The organism is Finegoldia dalianensis, from assembly GCF_046255015.1.
GTDB lineage: Bacteria > Bacillota > Clostridia > Tissierellales > Peptoniphilaceae > Finegoldia > Finegoldia magna.
Genome location: NZ_JBDLBQ010000001.1, coordinates 333,272 through 354,100 on the forward strand (window position 1 = coordinate 333,272; position 20,829 = coordinate 354,100).

Annotated in this window: 22 protein-coding genes and 1 riboswitch; of the genes, 1 reads left to right on the top strand and 21 read right to left on the bottom strand. The window is 30.9% G+C overall.

Annotated features, from left to right (window positions below; genetic code table 11):
- Positions 1 to 76 precede the first annotated feature (76 nt).
- The 21 genes from ABDJ34_RS01775 to hflX form a co-directional block, all read right to left on the bottom strand.
- On the bottom strand, positions 77 to 1,231 hold the full coding sequence (locus ABDJ34_RS01775) for a glycosyltransferase family 4 protein (protein WP_412701170.1): 1,155 nt from the start codon (positions 1,229 to 1,231) through the stop codon (positions 77 to 79).
- A gap of 111 nt (positions 1,232 to 1,342) precedes the next feature.
- The gene (locus tag ABDJ34_RS01780; protein WP_412701171.1) at positions 1,343 to 1,888 is read right to left on the bottom strand and encodes a hemerythrin domain-containing protein; all 546 of its coding nucleotides are present in this window, start codon (positions 1,886 to 1,888) and stop codon (positions 1,343 to 1,345) included.
- A 99-nt stretch (positions 1,889 to 1,987) separates the two neighbouring features.
- Entirely contained in the window at positions 1,988 to 2,635 is a 648-nt protein-coding gene (locus ABDJ34_RS01785) for a redox-sensing transcriptional repressor Rex (RefSeq protein WP_094205778.1), read from the bottom strand.
- Between the two features lie 144 nt (positions 2,636 to 2,779).
- Positions 2,780 to 3,598: a 2-amino-4-hydroxy-6-hydroxymethyldihydropteridine diphosphokinase gene (gene folK / locus ABDJ34_RS01790; RefSeq protein ID WP_412701172.1), complete on the bottom strand. Its 819-nt coding sequence runs from the start codon at positions 3,596 to 3,598 to the stop codon at positions 2,780 to 2,782.
- Positions 3,598 to 4,413, bottom strand: a complete 816-nt coding sequence (gene folP / locus ABDJ34_RS01795; protein ID WP_412701173.1) for a dihydropteroate synthase — start codon at positions 4,411 to 4,413, stop codon at positions 3,598 to 3,600. The genes folK and folP overlap by 1 nt, the downstream gene beginning before the upstream one ends.
- A gap of 11 nt (positions 4,414 to 4,424) precedes the next feature.
- Positions 4,425 to 4,904 (bottom strand): HD domain-containing protein, encoded by a 480-nt coding sequence (locus tag ABDJ34_RS01800; RefSeq protein WP_412701174.1) that lies wholly within the window; start codon positions 4,902 to 4,904, stop codon positions 4,425 to 4,427.
- Entirely contained in the window at positions 4,904 to 5,458 is a 555-nt protein-coding gene (gene folE, locus ABDJ34_RS01805) for a GTP cyclohydrolase I FolE (RefSeq protein WP_094208693.1), read from the bottom strand. Before folE ends, ABDJ34_RS01800 begins: the two co-directional genes overlap by 1 nt.
- 102 nt (positions 5,459 to 5,560) lie before the next feature.
- A riboswitch (THF riboswitch) is annotated at positions 5,561 to 5,649 on the bottom strand.
- A gap of 29 nt (positions 5,650 to 5,678) precedes the next feature.
- Entirely contained in the window at positions 5,679 to 5,894 is a 216-nt protein-coding gene (locus ABDJ34_RS01810; RefSeq protein WP_002836577.1) for a hypothetical protein, read from the bottom strand.
- On the bottom strand, positions 5,887 to 7,005 hold the full coding sequence (locus ABDJ34_RS01815; RefSeq protein ID WP_412701175.1) for a YcjF family protein: 1,119 nt from the start codon (positions 7,003 to 7,005) through the stop codon (positions 5,887 to 5,889). The genes ABDJ34_RS01810 and ABDJ34_RS01815 overlap by 8 nt, the downstream gene beginning before the upstream one ends.
- A gap of 105 nt (positions 7,006 to 7,110) precedes the next feature.
- The gene (groL, locus tag ABDJ34_RS01820; protein ID WP_154271081.1) at positions 7,111 to 8,730 is read right to left on the bottom strand and encodes a chaperonin GroEL; all 1,620 of its coding nucleotides are present in this window, start codon (positions 8,728 to 8,730) and stop codon (positions 7,111 to 7,113) included.
- Positions 8,731 to 8,743: 13 nt separating this feature from the next.
- Positions 8,744 to 9,028: a co-chaperone GroES gene (locus tag ABDJ34_RS01825; RefSeq protein WP_002836581.1), complete on the bottom strand. Its 285-nt coding sequence runs from the start codon at positions 9,026 to 9,028 to the stop codon at positions 8,744 to 8,746.
- Positions 9,029 to 9,206: 178 nt separating this feature from the next.
- Positions 9,207 to 10,091, bottom strand: coding sequence for a DNA-3-methyladenine glycosylase family protein (locus ABDJ34_RS01830; protein WP_412701176.1), 885 nt, complete (start codon positions 10,089 to 10,091; stop codon positions 9,207 to 9,209).
- The gene (locus tag ABDJ34_RS01835) at positions 10,091 to 11,356 is read right to left on the bottom strand and encodes a Glu/Leu/Phe/Val family dehydrogenase (RefSeq protein WP_412701177.1); all 1,266 of its coding nucleotides are present in this window, start codon (positions 11,354 to 11,356) and stop codon (positions 10,091 to 10,093) included. The genes ABDJ34_RS01830 and ABDJ34_RS01835 overlap by 1 nt, the downstream gene beginning before the upstream one ends.
- A 4-nt stretch (positions 11,357 to 11,360) precedes the next feature.
- Positions 11,361 to 12,758, bottom strand: coding sequence for a glycine--tRNA ligase (locus ABDJ34_RS01840; protein ID WP_412701178.1), 1,398 nt, complete (start codon positions 12,756 to 12,758; stop codon positions 11,361 to 11,363).
- A gap of 228 nt (positions 12,759 to 12,986) precedes the next feature.
- Positions 12,987 to 13,391 (bottom strand): SOS response-associated peptidase, encoded by a 405-nt coding sequence (locus tag ABDJ34_RS01845; protein WP_412701252.1) that lies wholly within the window; start codon positions 13,389 to 13,391, stop codon positions 12,987 to 12,989.
- Positions 13,388 to 13,570, bottom strand: a complete 183-nt coding sequence (locus ABDJ34_RS01850) for a hypothetical protein (protein WP_412701179.1) — start codon at positions 13,568 to 13,570, stop codon at positions 13,388 to 13,390. Before ABDJ34_RS01850 ends, ABDJ34_RS01845 begins: the two co-directional genes overlap by 4 nt.
- Positions 13,571 to 13,609: 39 nt before the next feature.
- Positions 13,610 to 14,356: a prolipoprotein diacylglyceryl transferase gene (gene lgt, locus ABDJ34_RS01855; protein ID WP_412701180.1), complete on the bottom strand. Its 747-nt coding sequence runs from the start codon at positions 14,354 to 14,356 to the stop codon at positions 13,610 to 13,612.
- A 2-nt stretch (positions 14,357 to 14,358) separates the two neighbouring features.
- Positions 14,359 to 15,084, bottom strand: a complete 726-nt coding sequence (locus ABDJ34_RS01860) for a YebC/PmpR family DNA-binding transcriptional regulator (RefSeq protein ID WP_094205793.1) — start codon at positions 15,082 to 15,084, stop codon at positions 14,359 to 14,361.
- A 12-nt stretch (positions 15,085 to 15,096) separates the two neighbouring features.
- Complete coding sequence (locus tag ABDJ34_RS01865) at positions 15,097 to 15,822, bottom strand: NAD+ synthase (RefSeq protein ID WP_094223532.1); 726 nt, start codon at positions 15,820 to 15,822, stop codon at positions 15,097 to 15,099.
- Between the two features lie 39 nt (positions 15,823 to 15,861).
- Positions 15,862 to 16,506: a YigZ family protein gene (locus tag ABDJ34_RS01870; RefSeq protein WP_412701181.1), complete on the bottom strand. Its 645-nt coding sequence runs from the start codon at positions 16,504 to 16,506 to the stop codon at positions 15,862 to 15,864.
- Complete coding sequence (gene hflX / locus ABDJ34_RS01875; protein WP_412701182.1) at positions 16,493 to 17,749, bottom strand: GTPase HflX; 1,257 nt, start codon at positions 17,747 to 17,749, stop codon at positions 16,493 to 16,495. Before hflX ends, ABDJ34_RS01870 begins: the two co-directional genes overlap by 14 nt.
- Positions 17,750 to 17,876: 127 nt before the next feature.
- On the opposite strand from hflX, the gene ABDJ34_RS01880 reads away from it, so the two are divergent.
- Positions 17,877 to 20,813 (top strand): penicillin-binding protein 1A, encoded by a 2,937-nt coding sequence (locus tag ABDJ34_RS01880; RefSeq protein WP_412701183.1) that lies wholly within the window; start codon positions 17,877 to 17,879, stop codon positions 20,811 to 20,813.
- Positions 20,814 to 20,829 lie beyond the last annotated feature (16 nt).

Here is a 20,829-nt window from a genome sequence, read left to right on the forward strand (position 1 = left end):
TATACTTAGTAATATTCCAATTGCATTTAGCACATGGATAATAATCTGAAATTTTTTATTGTCAGCCTCGAGTATCTTATTGAACAGATTTTGCATGATTTTCAATTACCTTTATATATATCTGCTCAATTTTATTTGCAAATGAATCTTCAGTATAGTTTTCATCTACTAATTGTTTACAATTTTTACCCATTTTAGCTCTAAGTTTTTCATTGTCCAGAATTTGATTTAGATAATCAATAAATTCTTCTTCTGTATCGTAACCGAATCCTGTTTTACCTTCAATCAACACCCCGTCCAAGCAGTCATCGTGCCTACAAATTATTGGTGTAGAACATGCCATTGACTCAATAAATGTCAATCCTTGTGTTTCGGATGTGGATGCAGATACGAATACATCTGCTTTGGAGTAAAAGTTTCCTACTTTTGAAGAATCAATCATTCCTGTAAATATCAATCTATCTCTTATTTTTGAATTTGAGCAAATATCCTTTAATTCTGAAAGAAATGGTCCTGCACCTGCAATAATGAACACAATATCATCTCTATCAATGTTTTCAAGATACTGTAGAATTTCAGTGATATTTTTTTCTTTTCCGATTCTTCCAAGAAATAGTACTATATGCTTATCTTCAGGAATTTTATAGCCACTTCGTATATCAAAATCGTCACATTCAGATAACTTTTGGACATTAATTCCCGTTGATGCTACATATATATCTTCATGTATATTGTATTCTGTTAGCAAATTATATATTTTATTAGTGGGAACTACTACACCGTCAGTAGTTTTAATAATTTGTTTCGTAAATTGTTTTGCAAGTTCCTTGCCAATCTTTTTATTCAAAGAAAAATAATGAGTGTAATCCTCGTAAACAGTGTGGTAAGTATGCAAAAGTGGAATATCCAAATCCTTAGCAATCTTTTTTGCTTGGATAAACATAGTGAATTCTGTTTGTGAATGAACTATATCTGGTTTCCAATCCATAATATCTTCATAAAATCTATTATAAAATAACTTATTCATTCTAGCGTCTGGATAAAATTTTCCAGCTCCTAAAGAGCCCATATAATAAATGTCGCCTTCTTGTTTTGAATTAAAACTATCTGAAAAAGTTAAAATCCTAACATCGTGTCCCAATCTATCTAAAGCTTTTTTTAAAGATTCAATAGATGTTACAACTCCATTTATTGTCGGTCTGTATGTATCTGTAGTTATTAATATTTTCATAAAACACCTTCCACATAAAATTATAACATAAATGAAAGGTGTGTATTTGTTACAATAATATTACATTTTATGCAAATAAAAAAGGAATTATTACCTAATTCCTCTCATACATTACATATTAAATAATTTGTCAATTTTCTCCATCAAATTATTGTGAACTTCTTTATTTTCTTCTAAAAATTTTATAGTTTCATCTTCAACTTCTTTTAATCTCTCATCAGATAAATTGTTCTTTCCATAAGGATACACCACTGTATTTTCTTTTTCTATGTGTTTTTGTAAATGTCTTCTGTATCCCATAAGATTACCGATTACTTCAACAAAATTTTCATCCGATCTTTCTTTTTCGTATTCTTTAATACTTTGACCAAGGTCAAAAATTATACCTCTTGCTATTTCGTGTTCTACTAACATTCCATTCAAAACCATAACTTCACCAATTCTACCCAAATCTTCTTGCATCTTTTTAAACAAAATTTCTTCTTCTTTTCTGTGGTGAAATTTATCTGCGTATTCTTTTAAAATATAAATCAATAATTCTACGAATTCAACATTTATATCCTTATTATTTATGAATTCAATTGACTTTTCTTTCATTAAATCTATTATCTTACTTATATTTTCGTGTTCTTTTTCTAAAACCAATATACTATCCATATTATCACTCCTTTTATACAATAATTATATTATAAATGCGTAAAAAATATTGTAACATTCGTTACAATAAAAAACGGCGTTATAAAACGCCGAATACAATTAATTTTTAGTTCCTGGATAATCTGCCAAATTATTCATGTAATATGTTAATGTGTACAGACTTTCATCAAGATGCACATTTTCCAATACAACATTTTTTGGTAATTTCAAATCCAATGAAGCAAAATTCCAAATACCTTTTATGCCACCATCAACTAGCTTATCACAAACATCTTGAGCTACATCTGTTGGTAGGGCAATAACAGCTATTTCTGGTTTCTTTTCTTTTAGATACTCTTCAATTTTATCAATATCTTTGATTTCATAATCTGAAATTTTTGTACCTACCTTTTTTCCATGGTCAAATACATCAACAATATTAAAACCTGAAGATTTAAATCCTCTGTAGTTCATTATGGCTTTTCCAATATTTCCACAACCCAAAATAATTGCCTTATAAGATTTGTTTATACCCATAATTTTTTCTATTTCTGATTTTAATTCTTCGACATTGTATCCGTATCCTTGTTGACCAAAACCACCGAAATGATTTAAATCTTGTCTAATTTGAGAAGCAGTTAAACCTGTAATGCTGCTCAATTCTTGACTTGATACTCTTATTATTCCCTTTTGCTCGATCATTCCTAAATATCTGTAATATTTTGGAAGTCTCTTAACAACAGCTAATGATACTCTTGCCCTTGCCATATTATCACTCCATTCATTGTTATTAATATAATTATATCAAAAAAATATTTTAATTTCAATAATTCTGCAATTAATTTGAATAAGAAAAAGCCAAGCAATTTTTTATGCTTGACTTTGTTTGCTATGATATTTATATTTTAAAAATTAACTATTTTCTAATTCACTTAACAATTGTTTTAATGTTTTATTTAGAACAGGGTGTACAAAAAATTGTGCAAAATCATTCAAAGGTTCCAACACAAATTTTCTATCTTGAACATAAGGATGTGGTATTTTCAAATCATCAGTATATATTATTTCATCATCACAAAATAAGATGTCGATATCTATAGTTCTCGGTCCCCATTTTTCGTGTCTTTCTCTGCCAAGATCCAACTCAATTTGTTGAGTTATTTTCAGCAAATCTTCAGGCTCTTCGTATGATTCTATTTCAACGGCACAATTTAGAAAATCTTCCTGATCAGTTTTTCCCCAAGCTTTTGTAGTGTACATTTCAGACACGTTTTTTAATTCAATACTATTTGCGTTTTTCAATCGATCAATTGCAGAATCAACGTATTCTTGTTTATCTCCAATGTTGGATCCTATTCCCAGAAAATATCTTCTTTTTTTTCTATTAATTGTCACTTTAACAGTATCAAGCGGCAAATTTATTGGAGCCCATGGTTTTTTAATTTCTACAGTAAGTTCTTGTACGATTTTGTATTTTTCAAATATAAACTCAACCAATTTATAAGCTACTGTTTCTATTAAATCTATGGATTCTGAACGAAAATAATCGTAAATTTCTTTACTCAAAACCCCATAGTGTATTGAATCCTCTAAATTATTGGAAGTTGCGCCTTTTTTCATGTTGTATCCCATTTTTAATGTCACCAAAAATTTTTGTCCCAATTCTTTTTCAGATTGAAATACTCCATGGTTAGCGTATATTTCCAAATCTTTTACTAAAAGGTAGTCCATTATTTTCCTTCTCTTTTTATAGCCAAAGCCATTCTCATAGCATCATAACTTTCTTTTACATTGTGAACTCTGAAAATTGAACATCCATTCATTACACCAATAGCAGTAGTTATAGCTGTTCCAAAATCTCTTTCAGTAGCTACATCTATTCCCATAGCTTTACCAATAAATCTTTTTCTACTTGTTCCCAATAAAACAGGATATCCCAAATCGACAAATTCTTTGATTCTGTTTACAACGGTTAAATCTTTTTCGTAATCAAGTGCAAATCCAACTCCCGGATCCAATATAATTAATTCATCTTTGATTCCCGCTTTTTTTGCTAATTCAATAGATTCTAATGTTTCTCTGTTTAAGTCCTTCATTAAATCATTGTAATTATTATTATCTTTATTGTGCATCAATATTACAGGAATATCTAGTTCCTTAGCGGTTTTAGCCATTTCTGGATCTGATTTCAATCCCCAGACATCATTTAAAATATCTGCCCCTTCTTTCACAACTTCTCTTAAAGTATTAGATTTGTAAGTGTCCAAAGAAATTGGAATATCAAAATTTTCTCTTATTTTTCTAATGATAGGAATAACTCTTTCAAGTTCTTCTTCAGAAGATACAGGAGTGTGTCCTGGTCTTGTGGATTCTGCACCAATATCAATGATACTTGCTCCTTCGTTTATCATATCTTCGACATGTTTCACAGCTCTGTCAACTTCATTCCATTTTCCTCCGTCTGAAAAAGAATCTGGTGTGACATTCAAAATACCCATTATATAAGCATCGTTCTTAAAATCAAATTCTTTGTTTCTAATTAACATATTGTATCCTTTCAATAAATAACTGTTTTATTTTTCTTTTCTTCCGGCCAATTACAAATACTTCTAGCAGGACATCTAAAACACATCCTTGATAGCTTGTCTGCCTTGTAAAAAATCTCTATAAATCTATCTCCGTTTTCTTCATTAGTTCTATGATGTTTAATCGCATTAATTATTCGTTGCTTTGACTCATCATTAAAATCTAAATCTTTCAAAATTTCTTGTGCAATTTCTTGTGATAATATACTGTGATTAATCCCTGTATCTACTTCGTCAGCTCTTCCCAAATCATGCAAAAGCGCAGTAACATATATTAAATCCTTATCAATATTCAGATTCTCTTCTAAGTTAATAATATAGCAGATTCTAGCTACATCCATAAGATGAGAGAAATCATGTTTGCAAAATACACGAGTTTTCTCGTCATCTTCAATTTTATTTATTTTTTTATTAAATAATTTGTGATTAAGGACAATGTCGGTATTTTTCATTATAATCCCATTAATCTGTATGCTTCGTTTTTCAAATCTAAATCTTCTTCAAAAGCTCCTCTTGCTACTGAAGTCATTGTTGAAGTACCTGGTTTTTTAACTCCTCTCATATTCATGCACATGTGTTCAGCTTCAATAGTGACCAAACATCCTTTACAATTTAAATATTCCATTAATGCATCAGCTATTTCGATATTTAAACGTTCTTGTAATTGTGGTTTTTTTGAATACACGTCAACAGTTCTAGCTAATTTTGATAAACCAGCAACTCTTTTATCAGGAATATAAGCAATATTAACCTTTCCCCAAAAAGGTAGTAAGTGATGTTCACACATTGAATAGAAAGGAATGTCCTTTTCTATAACCATATTATCATCAACTATTTCAAAAGATTTTGACAAATGCACTTTCGCATCTTGATTTAGTCCACTAAAAATTTCTTCGTACATTCTAGCTACTCTTTGAGGTGTTTCCAATAAACCTTCCCTGTTTGGGTTTTCACCAATAGCTTCTATTATCATTGACACTGCTTGTTCAATTTTTTCTTTATCCATTTAAATCCCTCTCTTTTATAAAAATATAAGAGCACCCGAGAGTGCTCCACAAAAAAAGCATTATCCTATATTTCAAAGATAATGCTCCCACTAATTCATGTTATCAGCGGAAGCGGCATTGATATCGCAATAATTTCGTTAATGGGCAACTCCCTATCCCATTACACTAAACGCATCAACCCTACTCTGTAATTACTATTATACCACACTTATGTGTTTTTTAATCTTGATATTTTAACCCATCAAAGTGAAAATAGTCAATCATATCATCATCTTCATAGATAATGATATCAGATGGTTCTCTATTTCTTTCAGCTACATTGAAACAGTCTTCAAGCTTTGCGTATTCAACAGCTCTGCAAGTATTTTGAACTGCAAAATCAAAATTTCCATCTTTATATTTTTCAATAAAATCTTTTTTTGTTAAATCATTCATCGTCTTTCTTCTTCCTATTCTTCAAATATTCTGTGTAAGTTTTTTGCATTAATTTTTCAATTTCAGAAAAATCCATATTAATTCCCAATTTTTCTCTTTTAGCAATATAACTCAAAACCTCTATATAACTCATCGCTAACGCCGTGGTCATTATAGATGCAGTCGCTGCAGATATTAAACCGCCAGCTAAGCTACCTACACCTGGAATAAACTTCAACGCATTCGTTACTATGAATCTTCCCGCAAAAGTAGCTCCTCCTGTTCCTCCAATTGCCGCTATGATTGAAGCAACTCTTTGTTTATCCATCGATATTCCAAATATAGAATTAATGTGAGCTATCATTCCAATTTGCATAGGCACTAAAATGGAGGCATCTGAGAAAGGTATAGGAACAAATCCAATACCAAAAGCTGTTTTTATATATCTTTTTGCCCAACGTCTTGCCGTTTTTGCTTTTAAATCAATATCGACATGTTGGGCATTAATAAAAGAATTTTTAATTTCCTCATCTAAAAGTTCAAAACTTTTAGTCATTAGCTCTTTTAATCCTTTTTCTTCAATAACCATATCGTTAATGCGATATGGTTTTGCAAGTATTTCGATAACATCTGCCACATCTAAATTCAAATTCTTAATATAGTCTTTTAATTTTTCAGAATTTTCTCCTAGTGATTGCGTTAAGACTATGATTACTGGAGCAAATTGTTTTAAGGAATTAATAAGAGCTATTTCAGAATCTTCTATCCTAGATCCATTTGAGTTAATACAATAATATATCAAATGAATTCTATCTTTTTCACCTTGACGTTTTAAATCTTTTAATAAAGTTGTTATTTCTGTAAGAACTTCTCTTTGATTTTGTGAGTTTAGTTCGAGTCCTTGAGTATCGTATAAATTAATAGGAATATTTTCCTTAGTAATTTTTTGCAAATATTTAGTGACAGGCTTTCCTACACCTGTCTCCACCAAATTATCTCTAAACATTCCATTAATTAACGTTGATTTACCAACTCCAGTTTTTCCAACCAATAAAATATTGATTGGACTCATTTTTTGTATTTCTTCACTTGTTTTGCCAAGCACTTCATTTATTAAATCGTAATTATTCATTATCTCACCAACTTATTGTATATATACCCGATATTCATTTTCAACTAACATTTTTAATTCATTGCATAAAAAAAGATGAGGAATATCTCCTCACCTTTGATTTGTCTACATATACGCGCCAGGACCTGGTTGAGGCATAGCTGGTTCGTCTTCTTTTATAGAAACTACTGCTGCTTCTGTAGTCAATAATAAACTTGCAACAGATGCTGCATTTTGTAATGCAGATAATGTTACTTTTGTTGGATCTACAATACCAGCTTTTAACATATCTACATATTCACCTTTGTATGCATCAAATCCAATTCCTTTGTCTTTGTTTTTAACATTTTCAACTATAACAGATCCATCGATTCCGGCATTAATTGCGATTTGTTTTACAGGTTCTTCTAACGCTTTTAGAATTATCTTAACTCCTGTTTTTTCATCGCCTTCAACTTCATCGACAAGTTTTTCAACTTCTTCAAGAACATCCAAGAGAACTGTTCCACCACCAGCTACAATGCCCTCTTCAACTGCCGCTCTGGTAGCTGCAAGTGCATCTTCTATTCTCAATTTTCTTTCTTTTAATTCTGTTTCTGTAGCTGCTCCAACTTCAATCACAGCAACTCCACCAGATAATTTCGCTAATCTTTCTTGAAGTTTTTCTCTATCATATTCAGAATCAGTTTCAGGAATTCTGTTTTGAATTTGGTTAATTCTTTCTTCTATCTTAGATTGTTCACCATTTCCGTCAACAATAGTCGTCTTGTCTTTTGATACATTAACTTTTCTTGCTCTTCCTAGCATATCAAACGATGCATCTTTCAATTCGATTCCCAAATCTTCTGTGATCAATTGAGCTCCAGTTAAAATACAGATATCTTCAAGCATTTCTTTTCTTCTATCCCCAAAGCCTGGTGCCTTCACTGCTACACAGTTGAATGTTCCTCTGATTTTATTTAAAACTAAAGTTGCTAATGCTTCACCTTCAACATCTTCTGCAATTATAAATAATGGCTTACCTTGTTGAACAACTTGTTCTAACAATGGTAATATATCTTGAATATTTGTAATTTTTCTGTCAGTAACTAAAATGAATGGATCTTCCATTGCTGCTACCATTTTATCTGAATCAGAAACCATGTAAGGAGATACGTATCCTCTATCGAATTCCATACCTTCTACAACATTTAATGTAGTTCCCATAGATTTTGATTCTTCAACAGTAATTACACCATTATTTCCAACTTTTTCCATAGCTTCTGCAATTAGTTTACCAATAGTTTCATCAGCTGCTGATACGCTACCAACATTTGCAATTTCTTCTTTTGTAGTAACACTGTGACTTCTTGCTTTAATAGCTTCCACAGATTTTTCAACAGCTTTTCTGATACCTTTTTGTAAAACAATTGGATTAGCACCAGCCGCTAAGTTCTTCAAACCTTCTCTAATAATTGCTTGTGCTAAAAGTGTTGCAGTAGTGGTACCATCACCTGCTACATCATTAGTTTTAGTAGCTACTTCTTTTACTAATTGTGCACCCATGTTTTCGTATTCATCTTCAAGTTCAATTTCTCTTGCAATTGAAACACCGTCATTTGTAATCAATGGTGCGCCGTATTCTTTATCCAAAACTACGTTACGACCTTTAGGTCCCAATGTTACTTTAACTGTATCTGATAATTTATTAATACCTTCTACCATGCTTTTACGAGCATCGTCTGAAAATTTGATTTGTTTTGCCATAAAATTTATCCTCCTATTCTACAACTGCTAGAATATCTTCATATTTAACTAATATATATTCTGTGTCTTCTAGTTTTATTTCTGTTCCAGCGTATTTTGAGTATATAACTTTATCTCCAACTTTAATATTGCCTTTCATTTTTTCATCTTCTTCTACTTCAGATCCAATAGCTAAAACTTCTGCATAAACAGGAGCTTCTTTGGCTGAAGATGGGAGAACTATTCCAGAGAATGTTTTTTCTTCTTCTTTTTCTTGTTTTTTTAATACTAATCTATCACCAATAGGTTTTAAATTCATGATATCCTCCTTCAGAATCTTTTGTTAGCACTCTAACCTGTTGAGTGTTAATCCTCTTATATAATAAACCACGTTTTTGTTTTAATCAAACGTATTTATTAGCATTTGAAAGCAAATAGCTCAATTTATTTTGATATTTCTCATTTTAATTCTATTTTTTATGAAGAAATTCTCAAAGTTATTTTCCGATTGTGTTTTCTCTTCCATAGTAGAATAAATATTGCTGTGCATATCCAGCATAATCTCCGAATAAATCGTCAGCGTATTTTGCAATTAAATTTTTATTTGTTGCTTCTTTAATAAACAAATATTCCATAACTCGTTTAATCCACACATCAACTGGAAATGTATTATGTCTGTTGTATGAAAAAAGCATTATACAATCAGCAACTTTTGGTCCTACTCCAGGAAGTTTAATTAATTCTTTTCTTAATTCTTCATTTGATAAGTTATCTACTTCCAAAATATCAAACTCATTATTCGCAACCATTTTTGACACATCTACAATTCTTTTATCTCTGAATCCAACGCGGCACACTTCTCTCATTTCTTCCACTGGTACTTTTGCTAAATCTTCAGGCTTAGGAAAAGAATATAAATTTCTACCGTTAAATTCTCCCAAAAATTTTCCGTAATTTTCACAAATTATATTTACGGATTTCATAATTCTAGGTATTTGATTGTTTGCTGAGATTATGAATGAAATTATTGTAGAAAATTTATCTTGATTTAATATTCTGATTCCATCACCATATTCTAATGCGTTTTTTAAAGTTTCATTGAAAGATAATTTTTCTTTGATTTCTGAATAATCTGTTTTCAAATCAAAATAATTTTCCCATTTTTTATAGTAATCATCTTCTGTACAGTTTTTGATATAAACGTAATCTCCAACCAAACTTACATTACAGTACATATCACCATCAACAGTTGTATAGGACATATCGTCTTCTTTGTACCATCTAAACGCCTGCCCACATTCAAAAATGTGGGTAGGGTTAAAAGATGATTGTTTAATTTTAGTAAGTTTTAGTTCATCATTAAATTCTATTTGTGTTTGCATTAATACCATCCGCGTATTTTCATTGTCTCGCTAATCTTTTTGATTGAATGTACATAAGCAGCTTGTCTCAATGTTATATTAAGCTTTTCAGATAATTTCCAAATTTCATCAAATGATTTATTAATCAATTGATATTCTTTGTCTCTGACTTCTTCCTCAGACCAATAATATCCCGCTTTATTTTGTACCCATTCAAAATAAGATACAGTGACCCCACCAGAGTTTGCTAAAATATCTGGAACAATAACTACATTTTTTTCATTTAAGATTTCATCTGCATCCTTTGTTATAGGTCCATTTGCACCTTCTACAATGATTTTCGCTTTAATTGAATTAACATTTTCAGTTGTAATTGCATTTTCTAAAGCTGCAGGTATAATAACATCTACATCTGCTGAGAAAAAATCCTCATTTGAAATTACTTCGCATCCTTCAATACTAGCAAAGTCTTTTTCTTTAGTCTTAGAAATTTTGAAACATTCATCAAAATTAAATCCGTCTTTTTTATAAATTGCAAATACTCCCCTTTGCTTGTTATACTCCATAATGTATTTGACTTTCATGCCATGTTCAAGAACGTATTTTAATGTATAAATCCCAACATTACCTAATCCTTGTAAAGCAACACTTGTTTCTTCTAATTTTTTATTTAAATTTAGAACAGCTTTTTTAGCGCTTAAAGCTACTGAAAATCCTGTAGCTTCTGTTCTTCCCAAAGATCCTCCAAATTCAATTGGTTTACCAGTGAAAGTTCCCATTTGATTAGTACCAGTTAATTTGTTATACTCATCAGCCATCCAACTCATAATTTTCCCATTTGTATTAACATCTGGGGCTGGAATATCAAAATCTTCTCCTAAATATTTGTACATTCCATCAACGAATCCCCTGGATAATCTTTCCAATTCCCCTTCAGAAAGTTTAGATGGATCTACAATTATTCCACCTTTTCCTCCACCATAAGGTAGATTAGTTACTTGACATTTAAAAGTCATCCATATAGACAAAGCTTTAACTTCATCCAAGTTAACATCTTCTCTAAATCTCAAACCACCTTTTGTAGGACCCATTGCATTATTATGTTGTGATCTGTATCCTTTAAATACTTTCATTGATCCATCATCCATTTTCACCGGAATATTTATCTCAATTACTCTGTAAGGATCTTTCAATAATTCATAAATGCTATCGTCTAATTTTAAAATTTCGCAAGCTCTTTTAATTTGATATCTTGCGTTTTCCAACGGATTTAATGTTTCTGTCATATAATTAAAACTCCATTTCTTTATTAACAAATTCTATAATTTCTTCAACTGTCATTCTTTTTTGTTCCATAGTATCTCTATCTCTGATAGTAACAGTATTATCTTCTAAAGTATCAAAATCAATAGTTACACAATATGGAGTTCCTGCTTCGTCTTCTCTTCTGTATCTCTTACCAATTGAACCAGCATCATCAAAATGAGTCATGAAATTCTTAGCTAATTCATTATAAACTTCCATTGCCTTATCATTTAATTTTTTAGTTAAAGGAAGAACTGCAACTTTATATGCCGCTAATGCAGGATGAATTTTTAAAACAGTTCTTGTAGAGTTGTCTTCTAATTGTTCTTCTTCATAAGCATCACATAAGAAAGTTAAAAACATTCTGTCTACACCTACAGATGGTTCTATGCAATATGGAATATATTTTTCGTTTGTTGTTGGATCCATATATTCTAGTTTTTCTCCAGAACCTTCACTGTGTTTTGACAAATCGTAATCAGTTCTATCGGCAATACCCCACAATTCTCCCCATCCAAATGGGAATAGATATTCAAAGTCTGTTGTCGCTTTTGAATAGAATGATAATTCTTCTTGTTCATGGTCTCTAAGTCTCAAGTTTTCTTCTCTAATTCCCAAATTCAATAAGAATTCTTTACAGAAGTTTCTCCAATATTCGAACCATTCCAAATCAGTTCCTGGTTCACAGAAGAATTCTAGTTCCATTTGTTCAAATTCTCTTGTTCTGAAAATAAAGTTACCTGGAGTTATTTCGTTTCTGAATGATTTACCTATTTGACCAATTCCAAAAGGAATTTTCTTTCTTGAAGTTCTTTGAACATTCTTAAAGTTCACAAAAATACCTTGTGCTGTTTCAGGTCTCAAATAAATTTCAGATTTATTATCTTCAGTAACACCTTGGAAAGTTTTGAACATCAAGTTGAATTTTCTGATATCAGTAAAATTATGCTTACCGCATTCAGGACATTTGATGTTTTCTTTTTCAATAATATCCAATAATTCTTCTTCTGATTTTCCGTCTAATCCAGTTATTTCTTCATTTTTTTCATCCATGAAATAGTCTTCGATTAATTTATCAGCTCTAAATCTAGATTTACATTCTTTACAGTCGATTAATGGGTCTGAGAATCCACCAACATGACCAGATACTACCCAAGTTTGAGGATTCATAAGGATAGCTGCATCCAAACCAACATTGTAAGGGCTTTGTTGGATAAATTTTTTCCACCAAGCTCTTTTTATATTATTTTTGATTTCAACACCTAATGAACCGTAGTCCCAAGTATTTGATAATCCTCCATAGATTTCACTACCAGGAAATATTATTCCCCTTGATTTACATAAGCTTACTATTTTCTCCATAGTTTTTTCTTCGTTTTTCATAAAACCCTCCATTTTTTTGAATAATAAAAAATCCCCGAAGTAAAACTTCAGGGACGAAATGTAATTTCCGCGGTTCCACCCTAATTATGATAAAACATCACTCTTAGAATTATTAGCTCCAGACTGCCGTTATAACTTGTTAATTTTCACCACACATTAACTCTCTGTAATTGTTATATTATTTATCTTTCTTCGCTTTTCAATATTCATATAAATTATATCATAAATTTACAAAAAAGTTAATTGACTGTCCGATAAATTTTCCATATCTAAGTTAATAAAATTATCCAACAAAAACTCGTGAATTTCTTTGGAATTTTCTCCGTGAAAATATGTTTGTTCAAAAGATTGCGGCAATATAATTGGCATTCTAGTATGAATTTCAGCTATTAATCCTTTTGCTTCTGTGGTAAGCATACTCACATGTCTTATACTTGTTTCTTGACTTTTGTATTCTCTGAAAATACCTGCGATAGAAAATATTTGTTGATTCGCAACAGTTAATCTATACTTATCTTTATTATTCTTATTCCACTCAAAAAAAGCAGTTGCTGGAATCAAGCATCTTCTGCATTCGAAATCTTCCTTGAAAAACTTTGAAGTATAAATCTTTTCAATCCTAGAATTTATTATAGATTTTTCATAAAATCAACATCTATTCCCCACCTCATATGATCAAATTCGTCACATAAAGTTAAAATTTGTTGACCAGGAAATACTTCTGTTTTCGGATTAAATTTTGTGATTTGTTTTTTATTGTATCTTTTCAATAAATCAAGTTTACTTATATTCAGTTCAAATCTAGAACACAAATATATCACCTCTTTTATATTTGTAAAAAGCCAGATGAGTTACTTTTCATCTGACTTAATAATTTGCTTTTTGTATTTAATTTGTAAAATTATTCCTGCAATTACAATTGCAATACTCACTAATTGACTCACTCTTAATGCTCCAATGTACAAGCTATCAGTTCTGAGTCCTTCTACAAAAAACCTCAATATTCCGTATAAAATCATGTACAAACTTGTTACTTGTCCATCGAATTTTTTCTTGTTTTTAAATATATACACCAATAATAAAAATATTATAAAATCTCCTAGTGATTCATATAAGAATGTAGGATGAACTTTTACACCATCTATTGTAATTGCCCAAGGAAGATTAGTTGGAGTACCATAGGCTTCTTTGTTAATAAAATTACCCCATCTACCAATTGCTTGTCCCAATGCAATCGCAGGCATAAAAATATCTAGCAACTTCAAAAATTTAAGATTTTTCTTTTTACAAATAACGTAACAAGTAATAACTGCGGCAATTATTCCTCCATAAATCGCTAATCCACCACCGCGAATATCGATGATTTCTCCTAAATTTTTGGAATAATAATCCCATTCGAATATCACATAATATGCCCTCGCTCCTACAATTGCAAGAGGAAGTGCCCACACTAAAATGTCCAATATGGTATTTTCTGAAATTTTCTCTAATTTGGCTAACTTTACAGCTACAACATAGCCCAAAATTACTCCTAAAGTAATTAATATTCCATACCACATTATATCTATTCCAAAAATCGAAAAAGCTACTCTGTCCATTTTTATTCGTTATCCCAGTTATGACTTACTTGTTGCACGTCATCACTATCTTCAAGATTATCTATTAATTTTTCCATTTTATCTACATTTGATTCGTCGTTAATTTTAACGTAATTTGATGGTTCATAAACCAAATCAGATTTTACGAATTTATATCCCTTATCTAACAAAGTATCTCTTACTTGTGCAAAATCTTCCATTGCTGTGTTGATTACAAAAATTCCATCATCAGCTTCAAAATCTTCTGCTCCAGCATCTAAACTGTCCATCATTACTTCTTCTTCATCCAAAGATTCTGCGTCAATTAATAACAGACCTTTTCTTTGGAACATGAATGATACAGAACCATTTTGTCCAAGATTTCCGCCGAATTTATCAAAATAATGTCTAACATCTGAAGCAGTTCTATTTCTATTGTCTGTCAAACATTCAACTATAACTGCAACTCCTTCTGGACCATATCCTTCGTATACTATGTTTTCGTAGTTTGCAGAATCTCCATCGCCACTCGCTTTTTTGATTGCTCTGTCTATGTTATCGTTAGGCATATTTTCAGCACGAGCTTTTTCTATAACAGATTTTAAGCTAGGATTGTATTCAGGATCAGCTCCACCTTCTCTAACAGCAACAGTTATCGCTCTTGCCATTTTTGTGAATACTTTACCTCTTCTAGCATCTTCACTACCCTTTTTGTTTTTTATTTTGCTCCATTTATTATGTCCTGACATAAAATCACATCCTTAATATTTATTTCTATCGAACTCAAATGATTTCGCAAATTTTCTTTTATGTTCGCTTTGTTTAATTTTTTTATCAATCAAATTTTTTGACTTAGTTTCAGAATTATTCATCAAATAATTATCTAGCTCTTCGTAAGTAAACCCAAACTCATCTTCATCTGTTTGACCTTCCCACAAACCAGCGCTAGGTTTTTTATTAATAATTACATCTGGAACGCCTAAAACTTTTGCCATCTCAAAAATTTCTGTTTTGTATAAATTCAAAAGTGGCATAAGATCAGCTCCACTGTCGCCGTATTTTGTAAAATATCCAGTCATAAATTCGGAACGATTTGATCCGGATAATACCATATAACCATTATTTTGAGCATAATAGTACAACGTCAACATTCTAAGTCTTGGCTTAATATTTGATACTGCCATTTCTACAGAAGTTTTTTCAAAAGTTTGTATCAATGCATCAAAACCATCATTCAAATCGACTTTTTTACAATTCAAATCAATCGCTTCTGCTAATATTCTCGCATCTTCTTCATCTTTTGGATTGCTTTTTATCGGCATAATCAAACCTAGGGCGTTATCTCCAAAAGCTTTTTTGCACAAACACGCTAATACAGCGCTGTCGATTCCACCGCTAATTCCAAAAACCGCTCCTTTTAAATTAGCTGATTCGACTTCTTCTTTTATCCATTTTGTTATATCTTCACATAATTTTGCGTAATTCATTTTAATCCACCCTCAAATTTTATCACAATTTACATCATTTTAAAATATTAACTTACCATTTAAAGATGATTGGTAAGTAAATTCAATCATTGTAAACTTTATGTTATCGCTTGTTAAATCAATTAACTTATTTTCTATTTCTTCGTATTTATCTTCATCTAATAAAATATCAAAAACCACTTTTTCTGAATATTGCTTGTCAGCTACGTAAATATCATTATTCATCAAAAAATTTTCAATACTTCCAACATTGGTGTAATCAAATTCTATCTGAAAATTTCTAAATATTTTCTTATCTACAATAACCGACTCATTCAAACACTCACTAGAAGCTTTTGTGTATGCTCTTATAAGACCACCAGCTCCAAGTTTAATTCCGCCGTAGTATCTTGTAACAACTACACAAACATTAGTCAAATCTTCTTTTTTTATTACTTCAAGAATTGGAATCCCTGCTGTTTGGGAAGGCTCACCGTCGTCATCAAATCTCTGAATTAATTTGTCCTCTCCAATGATATATGCAGAGCAATTATGAGTTGCATCATGGTATTTTGTTTTTATACTATCCACAAATTCTAAAGCCTCTTCTTCCGTTTCCACGAACTTACAATTTCCGATGAATTCTGATTTGTTGATTACAAAAGAAAAAGGTACGCTTTTGTGAATACTTCTATAATTTTTCATATATAAATTCCTCGTATTTTTCTATCTCTGATTCAGAAATCTCAACCTTAAGACGTACATCTTGATTATTATATGTTACATCTTCACATTTAAAATTTTGTAAAACTGTATTCAAAACGTCCTGATGATCGTAGTCAAATCTCATTTTAACACATTTGTAATTGCCATATAATTCTTCTTGAATTTTGTACAATAACATTTCGATGTCTTCATCGTTAAAAGCTGATATCTTAACTTTATTTTCTAAATTATACGGAAAAATGATGTTAGGATTTTTATCAGATTTATTGAATACCGTAATCATTGGTTTATCCAATACTTGTAATTCTTTTAATATATCCATCGTTGTAGTGATTTGATTATCCAAATCAGAACTTGAAGAATCTAATATAAATAAAATCAAGTCAGAATGTTTCAAATCCAATAACGTTGACTTAAATGCTTCGATTAAATCTGTTGGAATATCTTTAATAAATCCAACGGTATCTATTACAAGGCATTGTTTTTTATTTGGTAATGTACATTTTCTCAAAGTAGTGTCCAGTGTTTTAAATAGTAAATCCTCTGTTTCAAACTCTTCCGTGTACTTATCTTTGTAGAAATTCACCAATTTGTTGGACAAAGTAGACTTACCAGCATTTGTGTATCCAACCATACTCACCATTTTTATATCAGATTTTAGTCTTTGTTTTCTCATGTTTTCTTGGCTTTTATCGATACTTTTTAATTCTCGTTTTATATTGTTAATTTTGTTTTGGATAGTTCTTCTATCTACTTCAAGTTTTGTTTCCCCAGGACCCCTAGTTCCAATTCCACCACCAGTTCTGGATAAGTGATCTCTGAATCCAATTAATCTTGGAAGTCTGTATTTGTATTCTGCAAGTTCAACTTGTAGCACACTTTGCTTTGTTTTCGCTCTACTTGCAAATATATCTAAAATTAAATTTGTTTTGTCTACTATTTTAAGTCCAGTTATATCTTCCAAGTTTTTTATATTTGAACCAGATAGTTCTACGTTAAATATCAAAGTTGTTACGTCCAATTTTTCTGAAGCATCTTTAATCTCCAGACATTTCCCTTTTCCTATGTAATATTTTGAATCAATAAAGTTTTTTCTAACTTCTGAAATTGCGCAAACTTCACCGCCAGAAGATTCAATCAAACTTTGCATTTCTTTTATATCTTCATCGTTTATTTTTTTGTTTTTAAATTCAAAATAAACTAGAATTGTTTTTTCTTTCATTGTTGCTCCTTTATTTATATTATATAATAATCTGTCTTTAAGTAAAATGTACTTCGTATTTCTAGGAATATATGTTGAATCTACACTTTGTGGTATAATAGTGTATATATATTTTATGGAGGAATTTATGAATAAAGATAAAAATATAATATTGAAATCCATAAAAATTTTAATATTATGTTTGATTTGTATATTTGCATTTGTAGGTGGATTAATCGGAGTAGCTGGAGTTCGAGCTATGCAATTAGCTCCAAAGGTTAATCCCGAAGAAATAAATAATATGATGAATCAAACATCAGAAATTTTGGATCAGGATGGAAATTTAATCGAGAAAATCAAAACCACTGAATATAGAGAGGTTGTTAAATTAGATAAGATACCAAAATACATGATGGATGCTTTCACATCTGTGGAAGATGAAAGATTTTACAAACACAATGGTGTGGATCCTATCGGTATCACATCAGCTATTTTTGATAATTTAAAATCTGGTTCTATGAAACGTGGAGCAAGTACTCTAGCACAACAATTGGCTCGTAATTTGTACTTAACTAATGAAAGATCATTTGACAGAAAATTCAAAGAAGTTTATTTAGCAATGGAATTGACAAACTATCTAGGCAGAGAAAAACTTTTGGAAACTTATATGAACACTGTTTTCTTGGGACAAAATGCCTACGGAGTTCAAGCCGCTTCTGAAATTTACTTCAAAAAAAATATCGATGAACTAACTTTATCAGAATGTGCTACTTTAGCAGGAATTGTGAAGAGTCCTACTAACTTAGCGTTATACAAGGCGATTGAACCAGGTCAAGTAAAAGACCAATCAAAAATCGTCGGTGAAGTTACTTTAAACGGTGAAACATATAAAGCTGTCTACAATCAACAAACTATCGACAGAAGAGATTACGTTCTTAAAAAAATGCTAGATAACAATAAGATCACAAAAGAAGAATACGATAAAGCTCTTCAAGAAAATATCGCAGCTAATATTAAACCAGGAATTAAAAACGTAGATAACTTGTCCAACTACTATTCAGATATTATTTACGAACAAGTTATTGCAAAACTTATCGAAAAAGGATACTCACAACAAGAAGCTAAAAGCAAACTAATCAATGGTGGATTAAAGATATATTCATGTGTTGATATGAATATGCAAAGTAATTTGGAAAAATTATACGATAAAAAAGTCGATGATATTATCGCAGATGGTTCATCAGCAAATTTGTTAAAATGGTCAAGCGATGACGGCAGAAACATTACAAACGCATTAAATGAAGTCATTTATTTTAGGAAGAAAAATATAATCAATGACAATGATGAGTTCTTTATTTCACCAGAACAATATACTAAAAACCCAGATGATTCTATCACTTTTAATTATTCAAAATCAATTAAAGTAAAACAATATGGAAACTATTTGGATTTGAAAGATTATTACTCAGTAAATGACAATAATAATTTGGTAACTCATAAAATATCTTCAATCAATATTGGTAGCAAAAATTTGAATACAGATGGTGAAGGTAACATCACAATCTCAAGCCAATATATAAAAGAAAATCCAAATTTAATCAAATACGACAAAAATGACAATTTGATTTTTGCTAAGGATTTCTACACTATAAATGAGGATGGAATCAAACAACCACAATCATCAAGTGTTGTTGTTGATAAAACAACTGGACAGATCAAAGCATTGGTTGGTGGAAGATATTCAGATAATAAAGATACTACAAACAGAGCATCTGATATTCCTAGACAAGTTGGATCAAGCATGAAACCTTTAGGTGTATATACTCCTGCATTGGACAATGGATACTCCCCTGCATCAGGCTTAGATGATTTACCTCATTACAATGAAAAGCATGAATTGTGGCCACAAAACTGGTACGAAGGTTATGAAGGTTTAGTTTCACTTAGACATGCTGTTGAAAATTCAATCAACGTTACTGCCGTAAAAGTTTTGGAAGATATTGGAATTGAAAAATCAAAAACTTATTTAGAAAAATTTGGATTGATTAATGCAAAAAATCCTAAAGCCGATAACTATATAAGTGCAGCTGAAAACACTTCAGAAAACGATGAAAATACATCTGCAATGGCACTAGGTTCACTAACTAAAGGATTTACACCTGTAGAGATGGCAGGTGCATACAATGCTATCAATAATAGCGGACAGTACAGAGAGCCTATTTCGTTCACAAAAGTTACTGACAGTTTAGGAAAAGTTATAATCGAAAATCCTCAAAAGCAAAATGAAGTTGTGAGCCCTCAAATCGCATACATTATGAGAGATATACTCAGAACTTCTACAGATTACAACTATTCAAAATACGCAAGGTTAGATGGCTTTGATATTGGTGGAAAAACTGGTACTACAAACGACTACCAAGACGTATGGTTTGTCGGAATGAGCCCATACTATACAATTAGTACATGGTTAGGTTTTGACAATCAACAATTGAAAATGACTCAAATTAGTCAGAAAAAAGTTGTACAAATCTGGAGCGCAGTCAACAGATATACTTTGGAAGATAAAATTCCAATTAAATTTGAAGAACCAGACGGAATTGTAAGAGTTAAGGTCGATACTTTGGCAAATAAATTGCCAAGCAAATACAGTTGGAGAGATCCTCGCGGAATTGTAAAAGAAGAAATTTACAAAGCGGGTACAGAACCTACAGAAGTTTCTGATTTGTATGAATCTAGAAGAATTGACGTTGTAGATGGAAAATTAGCTACAGATAATACTCCACCTTGGGAATTAGGATGGGGAGTTTTCATAAAAAGAGATCCTCCATACAAACCATCAGAACATAACAACATTATTCCTAAAGACTGGAAATACAGTATGCCTGGTTATTCTGATAGAACAATCTTTAATATTTTAAAACCTGATGATAAAAAAGATGAAAACAAAGATGACGAGGACAAAGACGACAAGGACGAAAAAGATAACGACGAGAAAGACGACGACAAAGAAAACAATAGAAATAATAGAGACCGAGATCGTAAACATAATCGTGACCGTGATTCGTCAAATGATAGAAATAATTAAAAAAAGGTTAATTTTG